The 14,292-nt window shown below is 39.4% G+C and carries 13 protein-coding genes; 9 read left to right on the top strand and 4 right to left on the bottom strand.

What is annotated here, in order from left to right:
- The first annotated feature begins 9 nt into the window (after window positions 1–9).
- The 3 genes from ABID99_RS07365 to ABID99_RS07355 all read left to right on the top strand — a co-directional run bounded on the left by ABID99_RS07365 (window position 10) and on the right by ABID99_RS07355 (window position 1,554).
- The gene (locus tag ABID99_RS07365; protein ID WP_090526739.1) at window positions 10–447 is read left to right on the top strand and encodes an AraC family transcriptional regulator; all 438 of its coding nucleotides are present in this window, start codon (window positions 10–12) and stop codon (window positions 445–447) included.
- Between the two features lie 49 nt (window positions 448–496).
- The gene (locus ABID99_RS07360) at window positions 497–910 is read left to right on the top strand and encodes a VOC family protein (RefSeq protein ID WP_090526737.1); all 414 of its coding nucleotides are present in this window, start codon (window positions 497–499) and stop codon (window positions 908–910) included.
- 107 nt (window positions 911–1,017) lie between these two features.
- Entirely contained in the window at window positions 1,018–1,554 is a 537-nt protein-coding gene (locus ABID99_RS07355) for a DinB family protein (RefSeq protein ID WP_090526735.1), read from the top strand.
- On the opposite strand, the gene ABID99_RS07350 is transcribed toward ABID99_RS07355, so the two are convergent.
- Entirely contained in the window at window positions 1,549–2,940 is a 1,392-nt protein-coding gene (locus tag ABID99_RS07350; RefSeq protein ID WP_373613317.1) for an MFS transporter, read from the bottom strand. The genes ABID99_RS07355 and ABID99_RS07350 overlap by 6 nt on opposite strands.
- A gap of 125 nt (window positions 2,941–3,065) precedes the next feature.
- On the opposite strand from ABID99_RS07350, the gene ABID99_RS07345 reads away from it, so the two are divergent.
- Together ABID99_RS07345 and ABID99_RS07340 are read left to right on the top strand one after the other, a co-directional pair.
- Window positions 3,066–3,554: an Lrp/AsnC family transcriptional regulator gene (locus ABID99_RS07345; RefSeq protein WP_090526731.1), complete on the top strand. Its 489-nt coding sequence runs from the start codon at window positions 3,066–3,068 to the stop codon at window positions 3,552–3,554.
- A 175-nt stretch (window positions 3,555–3,729) separates the two neighbouring features.
- Window positions 3,730–4,824 (top strand): hypothetical protein, encoded by a 1,095-nt coding sequence (locus ABID99_RS07340; RefSeq protein WP_373613316.1) that lies wholly within the window; start codon window positions 3,730–3,732, stop codon window positions 4,822–4,824.
- Between the two features lie 149 nt (window positions 4,825–4,973).
- On the opposite strand, the gene ABID99_RS07335 is transcribed toward ABID99_RS07340, so the two are convergent.
- Together ABID99_RS07335 and ABID99_RS07330 are read right to left on the bottom strand one after the other, a co-directional pair.
- Complete coding sequence (locus ABID99_RS07335; protein WP_090526727.1) at window positions 4,974–5,774, bottom strand: hypothetical protein; 801 nt, start codon at window positions 5,772–5,774, stop codon at window positions 4,974–4,976.
- A gap of 49 nt (window positions 5,775–5,823) precedes the next feature.
- On the bottom strand, window positions 5,824–6,426 hold the full coding sequence (locus ABID99_RS07330; protein ID WP_090526725.1) for a hypothetical protein: 603 nt from the start codon (window positions 6,424–6,426) through the stop codon (window positions 5,824–5,826).
- Window positions 6,427–6,965: 539 nt separating this feature from the next.
- Here ABID99_RS07330 and ABID99_RS07325 point away from each other — a divergent pair.
- Together ABID99_RS07325 and ABID99_RS07320 are read left to right on the top strand one after the other, a co-directional pair.
- The gene (locus ABID99_RS07325) at window positions 6,966–7,163 is read left to right on the top strand and encodes a hypothetical protein (RefSeq protein WP_090526723.1); all 198 of its coding nucleotides are present in this window, start codon (window positions 6,966–6,968) and stop codon (window positions 7,161–7,163) included.
- 90 nt (window positions 7,164–7,253) lie between these two features.
- Window positions 7,254–9,026 carry a tetratricopeptide repeat protein gene (locus ABID99_RS07320; RefSeq protein ID WP_373613315.1) on the top strand — a complete coding sequence of 591 codons (1,773 nt, stop codon included), beginning with the start codon at window positions 7,254–7,256 and terminating at the stop codon, window positions 9,024–9,026.
- On the opposite strand, the gene ABID99_RS07315 is transcribed toward ABID99_RS07320, so the two are convergent.
- On the bottom strand, window positions 9,021–9,662 hold the full coding sequence (locus tag ABID99_RS07315; protein WP_373613314.1) for a response regulator: 642 nt from the start codon (window positions 9,660–9,662) through the stop codon (window positions 9,021–9,023). The two genes, ABID99_RS07320 and ABID99_RS07315, sit on opposite strands and share 6 nt — an antisense overlap.
- Before the next feature lie 208 nt (window positions 9,663–9,870).
- Here ABID99_RS07315 and ABID99_RS07310 point away from each other — a divergent pair, with 208 nt between their 5' ends.
- Both ABID99_RS07310 and ABID99_RS07305 read left to right on the top strand, forming a co-directional pair.
- Window positions 9,871–10,290: a hypothetical protein gene (locus tag ABID99_RS07310; RefSeq protein ID WP_188832678.1), complete on the top strand. Its 420-nt coding sequence runs from the start codon at window positions 9,871–9,873 to the stop codon at window positions 10,288–10,290.
- A 736-nt stretch (window positions 10,291–11,026) separates the two neighbouring features.
- Window positions 11,027–14,266 (top strand): SusC/RagA family TonB-linked outer membrane protein, encoded by a 3,240-nt coding sequence (locus ABID99_RS07305; RefSeq protein ID WP_373613313.1) that lies wholly within the window; start codon window positions 11,027–11,029, stop codon window positions 14,264–14,266.
- Window positions 14,267–14,292: the final 26 nt, after the last annotated feature.

Raw genomic sequence — 14,292 nt, 5'->3', positions numbered from 1 at the left:
AACCTTGAAATGACGGATCAATTACCTAAAATATACCTTTACCGCAGGCTTATACAGGCTAAGTTGTTCATTGATAAAAACTATCATGAACCGATCGACCTGAACGATATTGCCGACGAGGCCTATTTTTCCAAATATCATTTCATCAGGTTGTTTAAAAACATCTATGGTAAAACACCACACCAATACCTCATCCAGGTGCGGGTTGAAAACGCCCGGCTGCAATTAAAAAAAGGCCTTCCCATTGCTAATGTTTGTTATGCTGTAGGTTTTGACAGTGTTACTTCATTTTCTGCGTTATTTAAAAAGATCACCTCCCGTTCTCCTGCAAACTACCAGCAAACAGAACTTAAACGGCAGGCGGAGATGCAGCAATCGCCCCTCAAATTTATACCCGGTTGCTTTGCCCGGGAAAAAGAATGGCTGCGAAATCGCAATTTTCAATAAGCCCGGTTCTTTTTTGATAACGACTTTTGGTTTATCAAACAACATTAACATGATAACCAAATTAAACCATGTAAGCGTATTTGTACTTGACCAGAACAGCGCTTATGATTTTTATGTAAACAAATTAGGCTTTACCGTAAATACAGATGCTGCCATGGGGCCGGGAATGCGCTGGCTTACTGTATGTCCTCCCGGGCAGCCCGAATTGGAAATATCACTCATGGCTGTAACGGAGGGAATGATGTTCGACGCACAGTCGGCACATCAAATGCGCGAATTGGTACAGCGCGGCACCTTTGGGTTCGGGGTTTTTGAATGCAACGACCTTATAGCTACTTACGAAGAGTTAAAAGCGAAAGGCGTTGAGTTTACTAAAGCCCCCACTAAAGAGTTTTACGGCTTTGAAGCCTTATTCAAAGACGACTCGGGTAATTGGTTTTCATTAGGTGAAAAGAAAAGATAAACGCCTGCACATACGATGGCGCAAAACTACCCCAATTATGGCACAAACGACAAGGTGTAAATTTTGATTTTGCATGGAGATTTGTATTAATCAATCTTCAAAACATCATGGAAAATCAAATAACCACCACCCTCCAAACCGATGCACGTATTAACTTACTGGCAGTATTTGAGGATACTGCCAGCAACCTTTTATCAACCATTGCTTTATTCAATGAGCAACAAATTAATATTATACCACCCCACGGCGGATGGACAGCCGGACAGATAGCGGAACATGTTTTTAAATCGGCTTTACAACTTGTTCCGGTACTTACCGGCTCCGACAAACCAGCAGAAAGAGACCCGGCCGAAAAAGTCAAAATGATAAAAGACCTGTTTCTTGATTTTGAGGCTAAATTCAAATCAGCACCAAACATATTGCCATCAGACGGGCCTCACAATAAATCTGAGCTTATCGAATTATTACAAACAGTTATCATCCAGGTTAGAGAAATAATTAACTCCAAAGATCTTTATGCCATTAGTACTGATCTGGTAGTTCCTTTTTTTGGTGAGCTTACCCGGTTAGAATGGCTCTATCTTATTTGCTATCATACTCAAAAGCACATTCACCAGTTAAAAAACGTCGGGCAGTCTTTATGATTCATTTAATGATACCTGCATGTTCCTGGCTACCGAATTTACAACGTAAATAATGAGCCATAGCAAACCGATTAAAGCATACATACTAAGTATAACAAGCGATAAAGTGCTCACGGAAGCGCCTTCATCGCTTGTTTGCATAAAAAGTGTGAGTATAGACAAACCTACTCCGGCACCTAAAAAGTAAGCGGTAGTACCCAGGCTTGATGCCAACCCGTAGTGTTGTTTGGGGATGTTTTTTACAGCAAGTACCGACAAGCTTGTAAAACAGATGGTCATACCTAAACCGGATATAAAAGCAGCGGATAACAGCAGTAAAGCGAGAGAGTAACCTGTAAATACCGCGCAAATTAAAACCAGTCCCCCGGTTAACATACAACTCATACCCAACAACCCGGTTTGTTCGGTTGTTAACCGTTTCATGATGCCGGGTAGCATAAACTTAGCCACAATAGCTGATAAAAAACTAAAAGGTACCAGTAACAAGCCTGACCGTGCTGCGGTGTAATGCATATCTTTTTGCAATAATTGAGATATAATGAAAAGGTAACCGGTAAAAAATGCGCCTAATAAAATGAATACGCCATTTGCGGTAATAACTGATGACGCTTTAAAAACTGAAAGATCGATCAGCGGATTTGCACTCCGGGTTAAACGGACATATAAGAGCCTCATGCAAATAACCACGCCTATGGCACAAAGCATAATAAAAGTATATTGTTGTTTGATATCTGCAAGCTGGTGCACACCATAACTAAGCATCAGCAAACCTATCACCAATAAAATACCCGAAAACAAATCGGGGGATGGCTGCTTTTGTTCAGGAGCGTCATTAGCCAGGGACAGCCAGCCTATAACAATAATAAAAACCAGTATTGGCACGTTGATCAAAAACACCCAATGCCAGCCTAAGTAAGTGCTGATGATTCCGCCAATGGAAAGACCGCTTCCTGAACCAACCGCCGCGAATGAGCTAAAGATCCCGATAGCCTTGCTCCGCTCCAGTTCTTCGGTAAAAGTATGCGTTACTATGGAAAGTGCTGATGGTATGATCAACGCTGCTGCCAAGCCTTGTACAGCCCTCGATAAACTAAGAAACACAAAAGTACCTGATAAGCCGGCACCTAATGAAGTTACCAGGAATAATACCGCACCGGTAATAAAGACCTTCTTTGGTCCGGCAACATCAGACAGCTTCCCTCCTATAATCAGGAAACCACCGTACAATAGCACATAGAGCGTTTGAAGCCATTGAACTTGGTCGTTAGTGACCACAAACTGCTTTTGTATTGCCGGAATGGTGAGGTTAATGATGGCGATGTCAAGCGCTTCGACAAATATGGCCATAGAGGCTATGATCAGGACTTTGTTCTTTTTTTGTGCCATAATTTTGATTTTTGTCCTTTCAAAACTATGTTAATAGAAATTAACAATATTATTTATTATAATTTTGGAACATAATTAAAAATTAAAGCGCTTTAAAAGAACAAACGCCCAATTAACACACCGTTATGGCCCCACAAACAGAACAAGAAAAAGCCGGCATCCAGCTTGATGAAAAAGATTACGAAATATTACGGCTGGTTGAACGGAATGCCAAGCTTACTGTGCGGGAAATAGCTGTTAAGATCAACCTAAGCCCTACGCCTGCGCACGAACGCATTAAACGCCTTGAAAAAGCGGGGGTTATTAAAAGCTATACCGCCATTTTAGATAAGCGGATGCTGAACAAACGCATCATGGTTATTTGCATGGTAACCCTGCGCGAACATAGCCGCAAAGCAGGTGCCGATTTTATTAACGCTGTATTGGAATTTGACGAAGTGATAGAATGCTATAACATATCGGGCGATTTTGATTTTATGCTCAAAATTGTTTCTGAAAGTATGGATAGTTACCATTCGTTTTTTGTAAATAAACTAAGCGAAGTAAAGGGTATTGGCCACTCAAAAAGCACTTTTGTAATGGATATTATCAAAGAAACCAATCATTTGCTTTAACTTACACAATAGCAGCGTTCTCCGTCCGTTTATATGTCCGGATAATTAATCGGTTCAACACCCAGTTTTATCGATTCATTAACCCGGTATATCAAATTGTTATCTTAATTTTAAGCTCAACTAAAACGGCACTTTTATCGTAATTATTACCAACCGGGTTTATATACAGACATATATGACTGCAAAACATTTACTTTTTACTTCCAAAATTATTGGTTGTTTATTAATAACGGTTGCCTTTTTTTCCTGTAAAAAAGATAAAACCGCAGCGCCTCAAACACAAGTTAATCCTGTTACACTTGGTTTATATGAATACGCCAGCGGGGTAAACAAACGGATCTTTTTACCCATTACGCTGGTAGGCACAAAAGCAGTGACTTATTATACCGTGTTTGATACGGGTTCATCGGGGATGACGCTTGATGCCGCAGGTATCCTGCCTGCATCAATGATCACATCGTCAGGCATCCAGTTTACCGGGGACTCGGTAGTTGTGAACGGTATTACGGTTACTAATACCAAGGGCACAATAAGCTTTGGCGACCAGTTAAGCTCCACAAAAGAATACGGCAATTTAGCCTACGCCAATATCACCATCGGCGACGCACAGGGCAACCTTACGTTAAAAAGGGTGCCATTTTTTTTATACTACAAAATAGTTGATGAAACTGGTGCGCAACTATCGGCCCATGCCAGCGATGTTTTTGGTGTTGGCCCCGGTACAAGTTATATAACCAGTCTGATTCAGAGCCCGTTAAGATCCTTTAGCACCGGCACAGGTCTTACAAGCGGATTTAAGCTGGCCACGTTAAATAAAAGCTTATTTTCCACCAGTGGAACTTATGTAAGCAATCTGTTAACTATCGGCTTAAGCAACAGTGATCTTTCATCATCCGGATTCATTATGCACCCGCTTTCTTATTCAAACAGCGGCGGATACTCACCTAATATCCCTGCAACTATCACTTACAATGGAAAGACCATCTCCGGACAGATTTTGTTTGATACCGGAACCCCATCAACTACTGTAATTGAAGACAGGCTGGCAACCAATTCAATAGGCAGCCTTCCCGCAAATTCGACCGTAACCATAACTACCAACAAGGGCTTTGTTTATACTTATACCACATCAAGCACCGGAAACCTAACAGAAGTGCAAAATCCCAATAATACGGGTGATTACCGTACCATTTTCAGTCTCGATTTTTTCATCAGTAATGAATACCTAACCGATTATGGCAACCATCAGATCGGGTTAAAAAACAACTAAACATTAATGCTTAAGGTCGATACCATTATCTTCAAAAACCATACCCTCATAATTTCAACTCCTTTTTATACTCTGTCACGAGGTGAGTTTTTCAATGCGCTACAAATTTACAGCGACGCTTTTTAAATAAATCAAAGGATATTAAAAGTCTATTTTTTATTACAGATCTCTGTAACAGCAGTACGGCGGGTGGCAGTGTAAACTATTCCATTTACCATTTCATAGCCAGTAGAAACGCTTTGCGAATAGCGTTTTAAAATAACCCCGGTGTTGTTATCTATGAGCATTGATCCGTTTATCCGGCTATTTAAGCTACCGCCTAAAACCGAAGTTTTATAGGTAACAACGGTAGTTGTGCTGCTTATAGCATAAACTGTATAGTTGGTTTCGGCCGATGAAGTAGTCACCTTCCATGAATAGCCCTTTTTAAGCGCGACGCTTACTGGAAAATCAACCATTAACTGTAGTGTGGTCCCTGGCGACAACCGTTCGGGCTGGATGCCGGCAAAAGATAAAAGTGTATCATTGGCAACAGCCGGGCGTTTTAAATTCAGGATCTCGCCTTTGTTGTTTACTGAAACTATCGATTGATTATTGAACATCTTTTGCAAACCAACCTGGATAACAGAATTTGGGTCGGCAGGTTTACCTGAGTTATATACCAGGTTCTGGTTCATTGCATTTATGGTATCGATAAGCTTATCAGTAGTAATAGTAAAAGAGGCCCCCCTTTCAGAAGCATCGGTTACCTTGTACGTTTTAATAACTATTGAAACCGAACCAACACGCAAAGTTTGGCTGCCGCGCTGTAAAACACAATTTGACTTTGTATTTACCTGCCTTTGAAACTCATCTCCCTGTTTAAATCTGCCCTGGGCATAGGTAACACCGCTCGCAAAAGCTAATATTATAACAAATATATATTTTAACTCAATTGGGGTACTTTTCATTTTGGTATTCTTGTTATAATGCCTTTAATAATTTGACATTATGTCACAGTTAGTGTTTTTTCCTGTTTGATTGGGGTTTGCCTTTTAACTTATCATCCTTCGTTCCCGCAGGCGATATCATTTTAAAGCTCTCGCTTTCGGGAATTTCCGGGATAGACCAGGGTGTAAGATTTTCGGAAGGCTGTAAAAGCGGCACCGTACTTGTTATATCGGGCATTATCGGAATGGGGCCTTTTATAATATTCACCTGGCCTGATACGGTTGGCTCAACAGGCGCAGGCGGCAATTCCGGCGATTCTGGCAAAGGGAGGTCCATAACAGCTGAAAACTGAAGGTCCTGCATTGTTTGCTTTGGCAAATGTGGAGCCTCGGGCGCTTCAGGCGATGGAATTTCAGGTAACCCCGCAGTTGAACCATTAACATCGGGTTGGTCGGGTGCATCAACCACAGGTGGCGTTGAGCCAACTGCAGCCAGCACAGGCATTTGAGTTGCTGAAACAAAGGGCTGAGCAACTACGGGGATATCCGTAAGCGTAAGTACAATCGGCTTACCCGCCGAACCATTGCCTTGAGTGTTTCCTTTGGTAATTGTACCAGGCGTTAACGGCGGCGGCACGTTCCAGTCCGACTGATTATTGCGGCTCTGGGCCATAGTATTACTTAAGCCCCCCCAGGCAACTAATAACCAAATAAAGCATGGTATTAAGCTGTTGAGTCGCCGGTTTCTCTTCTTTTTTTGGACGATGTATGACATTTCCATTTAATTATCTTTATGCAGAAAGCGATTGCTTTCAATACAGTCAGTCAGTTTTATTTGGTGAATAATAGCTTATTAATTTAATTTTTATCGATTGTTAATGAGCAATAATGATTTTAGGTATAGGTTAGAATTATATTGCAAAATCATTATTAAAGTTAATCCTTTTTATCGATTACGGCACACGGTTTTCCAATATATGCTATCTGTATAATACTAAATAGTGTTTCTACATGATATACTTACCTCCAATATTTCATCTGTAAAAATAAGCTTTATGGTGTTACTCCAAAATACCAACTGCTTTGTATTGTGTGAATTTCGGCCTCTCCATAAAATTGTACTGTCAAGCACGATGGTGAAATAATATAAAACAAAGCCATAATGGTTTTGACCAAATTAATTCATCGCGTTTCATCTAAATTAAAAAAACCATGGAAAGTACTTTAAATTACCTCGCGGGCTTTGTTTCCCTAACTTTTATGGGATTATCGGCTATGTATAAATTTAAGCTCGACAAATTGCAGGGAACAGGCAAAATACCCAACATTATCAGTGCCAGGCAACGGCAAATTATGTTTTTCGTGTTAGCCGTATTATCTGCTTTAATAATATTCATCTCCAGATTTTAAAAACACATTAACCGGTAACAACCCCAAGCCCAACGGCTTTTGCTGATAAATATCAAATTGCTATCTTTAACCGGGACCAAAAACCCGGACATGAAATACCCTTTGTTTTTTCTGCTTATTTTGGCTGTAATTCCGTGTTGCGGTCAAAATATTGACAGTTTAGAAAAGGTTGTTTTCAGCAAATCACCTATACAAAAACGCTTAACCGCCGCTACTCAGATTGCCAACTATCCGGCTGAAAAAAATCCGACTAAAATCATTATAGTTGCAAAAGAAGGATTGAACCTTGCACATAAGCTAAACAATAAAAAAGCAATTACTTTACTATCGCAAACTTTAGGAGAAGCTTATTTCCAAACTAACCAATATGATTCCGCATCATATTATTACAACCTTGCCGCGGTTGCACTCAACAAAATAAATCAACAGTACATTTTAACCGATGGTTACTACAGGTTAGCGAAAGCGTATGTAAAATTAAAAAATCATAAAAAAGCGCTTGAATTTTGCATGCTGGCAATTTCGTATGCCCAAAAAACCGGCGACCGTACAGAATTGATAGAAGCTTTAAACCTGGCCGCAACGTTATATGAGGCAAAAAACAATTACCGGGAGGCCTTAAATTACTCCAGGCAGGCTTTCGACATAAACGACTCTTTAAACCTTGCCCGGCAAACAAATGAAAACACCTCTGAAGCCTACAGCCATAAATTTATGGGGGATGTTATGGGAAGTATTAAACCAAACGATTCAGAGCAGGAAATTTTAAAAATCATCGATGTCAAAAAATCATTAAATGATACCCTTGCGCTTTCAATTAACTATTTTAACCTTGGCGTATTGTATAAAAACAAACGGTTATATCTACAATCTCTCGATGCATTAAAAAACAGCCTTCAGTTTGCCACACAAATAAATTATGCAGATATGCAAAGAAGCGCCACAAATGAAATAGCTGATTTGTATGAGCAATTGGGCGACTATAAGCAATCGCTAATTTACTTAAAAAAGCATGCAGCAATTAAAACCTCAGGCAACAGCACCATTGATGAACTACAGGCAAAATACGAAATAAAACAACGTGAAGATCAGGTACTGCAACAACAATTTGAAATAACAAAGCGTAATTACTGGATGGCGGGTATCTGTGTTTTTATACTTTTAATGTTCTTTACAGGCTTTTTTTACTATAAACAAAACAAGCTAAAACAGCGCAATATGGCTATGCAGGCTATAATTGCAGCTGAAGAAAGTGAAAGGCAAAGAATTGCCAGGGATTTACATGATAGTGTGAGCCAAATAATATCGGCGGCAAAAATAAACCTGTCAGTTATAGGCAGTGAATTAGCTTTCATAAACGAAGAGCAAAGAACCCGTTTTGAAAAAGCAATTAACCTTGTTGATTATGGATTTAAAGAGGTAAGAACGATATCACACAATATGATGCCCTGGGCACTTCATAAAACAGGGTTAGCACAAGTAATTAAACAATTTATTGAGAATATCAAGAACAATAATATTGCAATAAACTTTTTTTGCCAGGGATTTGATTCGCCGTTTGACGATACCATCGAGATCATTTTATACCGGGTATTACAGGAAAGTGTAAACAATGTAATGAAGCACGCTCATGCCGACAGGGTTGACATTTCACTTATAAGAAGCGATGAAAACATCAGCCTCACTATTGAAGATAATGGCATAGGCTTTGACGCAACCAATCCTGATATTTTTAAAGGCATGGGCTTAAACAATCTAATGTCGCGGATAAATTTTTTAAAAGGCATGGTTGAATTTGATTCGCATCCTAACAGGGGCACACTTGTTTCTATTTATATCCCACTCACCAATAAACCTTTATAAGTTATATTGCATGATAAACCGGTTAAGCTCAACCGGATTTTTCAGATTAAGCTTTTGCATAATATTTTTACGGTGTGTTTCAACAGTATAAATACTTAAGTGAAGATGATCGGCCATTTGCTGGTTGGTAAAATTCTGTTTTATAAATTGTAAAAGTTCAGTTTCCCGCTTAGTAAGCTGGAACTGCTTTAAAAAAGGGTCTGGTTCATTAAGCATGGAATTAACAACCGGCTGTTTGCAGGGAAAACACAGTTGCCCTTGCGCTACGGAGCGCATTACCTGTAATAGTTCAGCCTTCCCGACATTTTTGAATAAGTAGCCGCTGGCACCTTCAGCCTTTGCTTTTTCGATCAGGTGCTCCTCATTATATGTAGAAAGCATGATTACCTTAATTTTAGGATAGTAATCCTTTATACGCTTAAGTACGTCGAACCCGTTCATACCCGGCATATTGATATCAAGCAATATGAGGTTGGGTGTTTGGGTGTGTAACAAATGCAATAATTCCTTACCGTTTGCTGCAACGCTCATTACCTCTATATCTGGCTCTCCCTGCAACAACATGTGTAAGCCGTTTATAAATAAAGTATGGTCATCTGCTATTATTACTGATAGTTTTTCCACGGTGCTTTCCATATAATAAATTCACTGTAAATCTATATTTTATCTTTATTTCATAAAATACCAACTGATTTGTATTGTGCATCCCAGCCTCTGTTCATAAAATTGTTCTACCGAAACAAACTTAAATAAATGAAAAGCCATCGCACATCTTATTTATATGAATTACGCTTACCCGGTTACTGTATCCAATATATACCGAAATCTATTAACAGAAAAAGTGATGGAATACTTTATTAGCACATTTATAATAATGCTGATTTGTATAATCGCATTATTGCAGGATAAATCTTATGACAACGGGATAGTTTTACCAAGGCCTCAGAGCAAACTTCCAGACCGAAGAGAGTACCGGCTACTTAAATATAACAAAGCCCCTCACTTTGTTTCGGGGATATCCCCTCAATTACCTGTTAGTGAATATGAACCTCAAACAGATGCATTAGCGACATCATCAACAGCCAGGCTCGTCTATCCTTCAAATTTTAACGGGACAACAGTATTACAACCAAAGCCTAACCCAACTATGCAATCAAATACTGAAAAAGATACAAATGTCGCAAACGCTTTTTGCTCACAATGCAATTTAAGCTTCTTTGCTCCTGCCTGCAACTATTACAAACAATCCTTTAAGGTTGCATAACCGGCAGATGACAACTTCATGGCAACGGATATTTGCTACCTGACAATTAATGAAGTAATTAAGCTGCATTGAAGTGCTAAGTGCCACCCCCATTTTTAGTAAACCACAAAAATTCGATTAATTGGGGTACAATCAAAATACCTTGCTATCACAGTTTGACAATTAAATTCCTTTTAAAACATTTTATTTAAAAACAGAATCCGACAAAAAATAATAATATATACAGAATACAAAATCACTAAAAACCTAACAGTCAATTAATTAAATATTCACAAAGGCAATTCGGGTATTACAAGCAAAAGCTTTCACCAATTATTTTTTTAATATTCAGCCATTTGTCACTTTCTTTTTACAAAAAATATTATTATTTTTAAAAAGTAAACTAAAACGTTTTTCTCAAATGTATATTTAGTTTTTAAATTAAAAAAAAGAACACGCTTTTTCAATTATTACTTACATATCTCATTAATATTGACTTTATAAAGTAATATTTCACGTCATTTTCCATAAACATCGTGGCAACCGCCTCAAAAATTAAAATTCATATAGATTTTATATGAATTTCATATAAAGAATTCAAAAAAAACCACATTTCACTTATTTTGCATTAACGTTTTATCAATTTTTTTATAAATATTTTAATATATGCAAAAAACTTTAAAATTTTTTTAACTTTTTTTTCATTTTATTACAAAAATTGTAGTTTTGGATATTAACTAAAACTGATTTTTTAACAATGAAAAAACTCCTACTCGCAAGCTGGTGTTTGTTCATGCTATTTATTAGTGTGGTACATGCACAAAACAAAACGGTTACCGGCCGGGTAACTTCAAAAGACGATGGACTACCGCTGCCAGGCGTGTCCGTAAGAGTTGTAGGTACCACGCTCGGTACACAAACAAATGCAGATGGTAAATTTTCTTTATCTGTTCCTGCCTCTGCAAAATCTTTAGGCTTTAGCTTTATTGGTTTTACATCTCAAACTGTTGAAATAGGTTCGGCTCCCTTAGATGTAAAATTATCAAGCAGCGCTAACAAATTATCAGAGGTTGTTATCTCTGGTGCTTACGGAACAAAGCAATCATCACGTTCTGCATCATATGCGGCGCAAGTTGTAAAGTCCGAAGAATTGAACACTATTAGGCAGCCCAACATTAACAATGCCTTAGCTGGTAAAGTAGCCGGTATACAAGTTCGCAGTCAATCAGCTGCCGCCCTGGGCCGTAGTACCAATATTAGACTACGCGGTGCTGTTGGTTTTGGGAGCGGTAACAATCCGCTTTATGTAGTTGACGGCACTATTTTACCTAACTCAGATGATCTTAACCCTGATGATATGGAATCGGTGAGCGTACTGGAAGGTCCTGCCGCTTCAGCACAATTTGGTTCACAGGGAGCATTTGGCGCTATCGTTATGACCACCAAGAAAGGAAAAAAAGGTCGTGGCATTGGACTGGAAGTTAACATAGGAGCCAACTTTGACAAGGCCTACATCATGCCTAACTACCAAAACACTTATGGAGGTGGTGCATCTGCCGATTTTATCCAGTATCACTGGAAAGATGGCGATCCGGAGGGCTGGAAAGCGTTAGATGGTAAATACTATCCGGACTATACAGATGATAGCAGTTGGGGCCCCAAAATGGTTGGTCAGGAATATATTCCATGGTATGCATGGGCAGCCGGCACCAAATACTCGTTCAAAACCGCGAAATGGCTACCACAACCAGATAATGCGAAAGACTTCTTTCAAACCGGTGTAAGCTTGAACAATAGTATTGCATTTAGCAAAGCTGGGGATGACTACAACATCAGGATGTCATACAATAACCAAAATGTACGCGGTATAGTGCCTGAGACCAAGCTAACTAAAAACATATTTAACTTAAATGTTAACTATGACCTTAACAAACATTTTAGTGTAGGCGCAAATATTAATTTTGTAGGCACACAGCTAAATGGCCAGATCAGTGACGCTTATGCAAGCGCGACCAGCGGATCATTTAACTCCTGGTTCCACCGTGATTTGGATATGGGCATCATGAAAGAATTACAGGACCTGAAATCACCTGATGGAACCTATGTAAGCTGGAATCACCAAAACCCTAATTCTTACGATGCTTCAAACCCATCGCAGTTTTATGCCGGCAACTATTGGTATAACCCATATTTATGGCAAAAACAATGGCAAAACCTCAATCAGCGTGACCGTTTCTACGGACTTATCTATTTCCAGTATAACATCATAAAAGACTTGAGCTTTAAAGTTACCTACCGCCGTAACCAAACCAATACCTGGAACGAAGGAAGGATCTCTTCAGAAATTCAGGCCAGTGGTACCCAAACCGGTCAAAAAGCCGCTTATGGCACTTCCAACACATATTCAAACCGCGAAAACTACGAAACCTTACTAAGCTATAATAAGCAGATAAAAGATTTTCACATTAACGCAAATGCAGGTTCAGATATCTATAATTGGAGTTATAAAGATGTTTCGGCCAGTACCCAAAATGGGCTAAGTGTGCCGGATCTTTATACTTTATCAAACTCGGTAGATCCTATCGCATACGGTAACGGCCGTACGCAGGAACAATACCGCGCTTTATTTGGCAAAGTTTCGCTGGGTTACAAAGCAATAGTATATGTTGACGGAACATTACGTAACGACTGGTATTCTACCTTATCTTCAGCCAACGGCGCCAACTCTGTATTATCAAAATCATTCGGTAGTTCATTTGTGTTCAGCGAATTGCTTCCCGAATTTAAAGACTGGTTAAGCTTTGGTAAGGTAAGGGCATCATGGGGCCAGATCCCGCGTGCCTTAAGTAATGGTACTGAAACATTTGGCGCTTACGTAAATAACACTGTTTATAACGTAGCAGGCAGTAAATTCAATGGCTACCTTTTAGAAGCCGGGCCAAATAACTTTGTTGATCCAAACTTACATGGAAGCACAACAGAAACAACTGAAGTTGGCTTTAACCTTGGCTTTTTTAACGACAGGCTGAACTTAGGGGCTACCTATTATGCGGCAAAAGACAAGGATTTTCCTACTTCTCTAAGTGTAAATGCTGCCAGCGGCGTATCATTCATTCAAACCAACGTAGGTTCGATCAAGAGAAAAGGCCTTGAATTAATGGCAGGCGGTACCCCTATAAAACTACCAAATTTCAGTTGGACTATTAATGCAAATTTCGCTCAGCTGATAGATAATACGGTAGTAGAGATCAGTGATAAATATGGCGTTAACCGGGTAAATGTTGCAGGTGTTTGGGGTTCAGACATGCCTTTGCTCATCAATCAAAAGGGTAAATGGTGGGGACAAATCTATGGTAACGGTATCAAACGTAATTCTAAGGGAGTTCCAATCCTTACTTCGTCAGGCATGTATATAAACGATCCTAACGTGTATTTCGGAAGCGCGCTACCAAAATATACAGGCGGTTTGCAAAACTCATTTAGCCTATTTAAAGATTTTGTCCTTAATGTTAATATCGACTATCAGTTTGGCGGTAAATTCGTATCCCTTTCAAACAGGTGGGGCCAGTACAGCGGTTTAACTGCCAATACCGCAGCGCTTAATGATAAGGGCTTATCGGTACGTGACCCTGTTGCTGACGGTGGCGGTGTTAAAGTTAGCGGTGTTGATGCTAACAACAATCCGGTTACATACTATGTTGACGCGAAAGCATATTACCAGGGCTTAACCAACAACAAAACTTACGACCCGTATATCTATGACCTTACTTTTATTAAACTTCGTGAGATAGCGTTTGGTTACAACCTTCCTATCAAAAAATGGGGTTTAGGTAAAGCGTTGCAGTCTGCAAGATTTGAACTAACCGGCCGCAACTTATGGCTGATGTACGCAAAATCTAAAGATTTCGATCCTTCAGAGATTACCGCAACAGAAGGTGAAACAGCGCAATACCCCGGCACGAGGGGCATTGGTTTTAACCTGAGAGTAACATTCTAAGATTAACGGATATCAGAGAGAAAAAA

Origin of the sequence: Mucilaginibacter sp. OAE612, from assembly GCF_041806395.1 — a bacterium.
Classification (GTDB): domain Bacteria; phylum Bacteroidota; class Bacteroidia; order Sphingobacteriales; family Sphingobacteriaceae; genus Mucilaginibacter; species Mucilaginibacter rubeus.
This window is presented reverse-complemented; position numbering and strand designations above follow the sequence as displayed.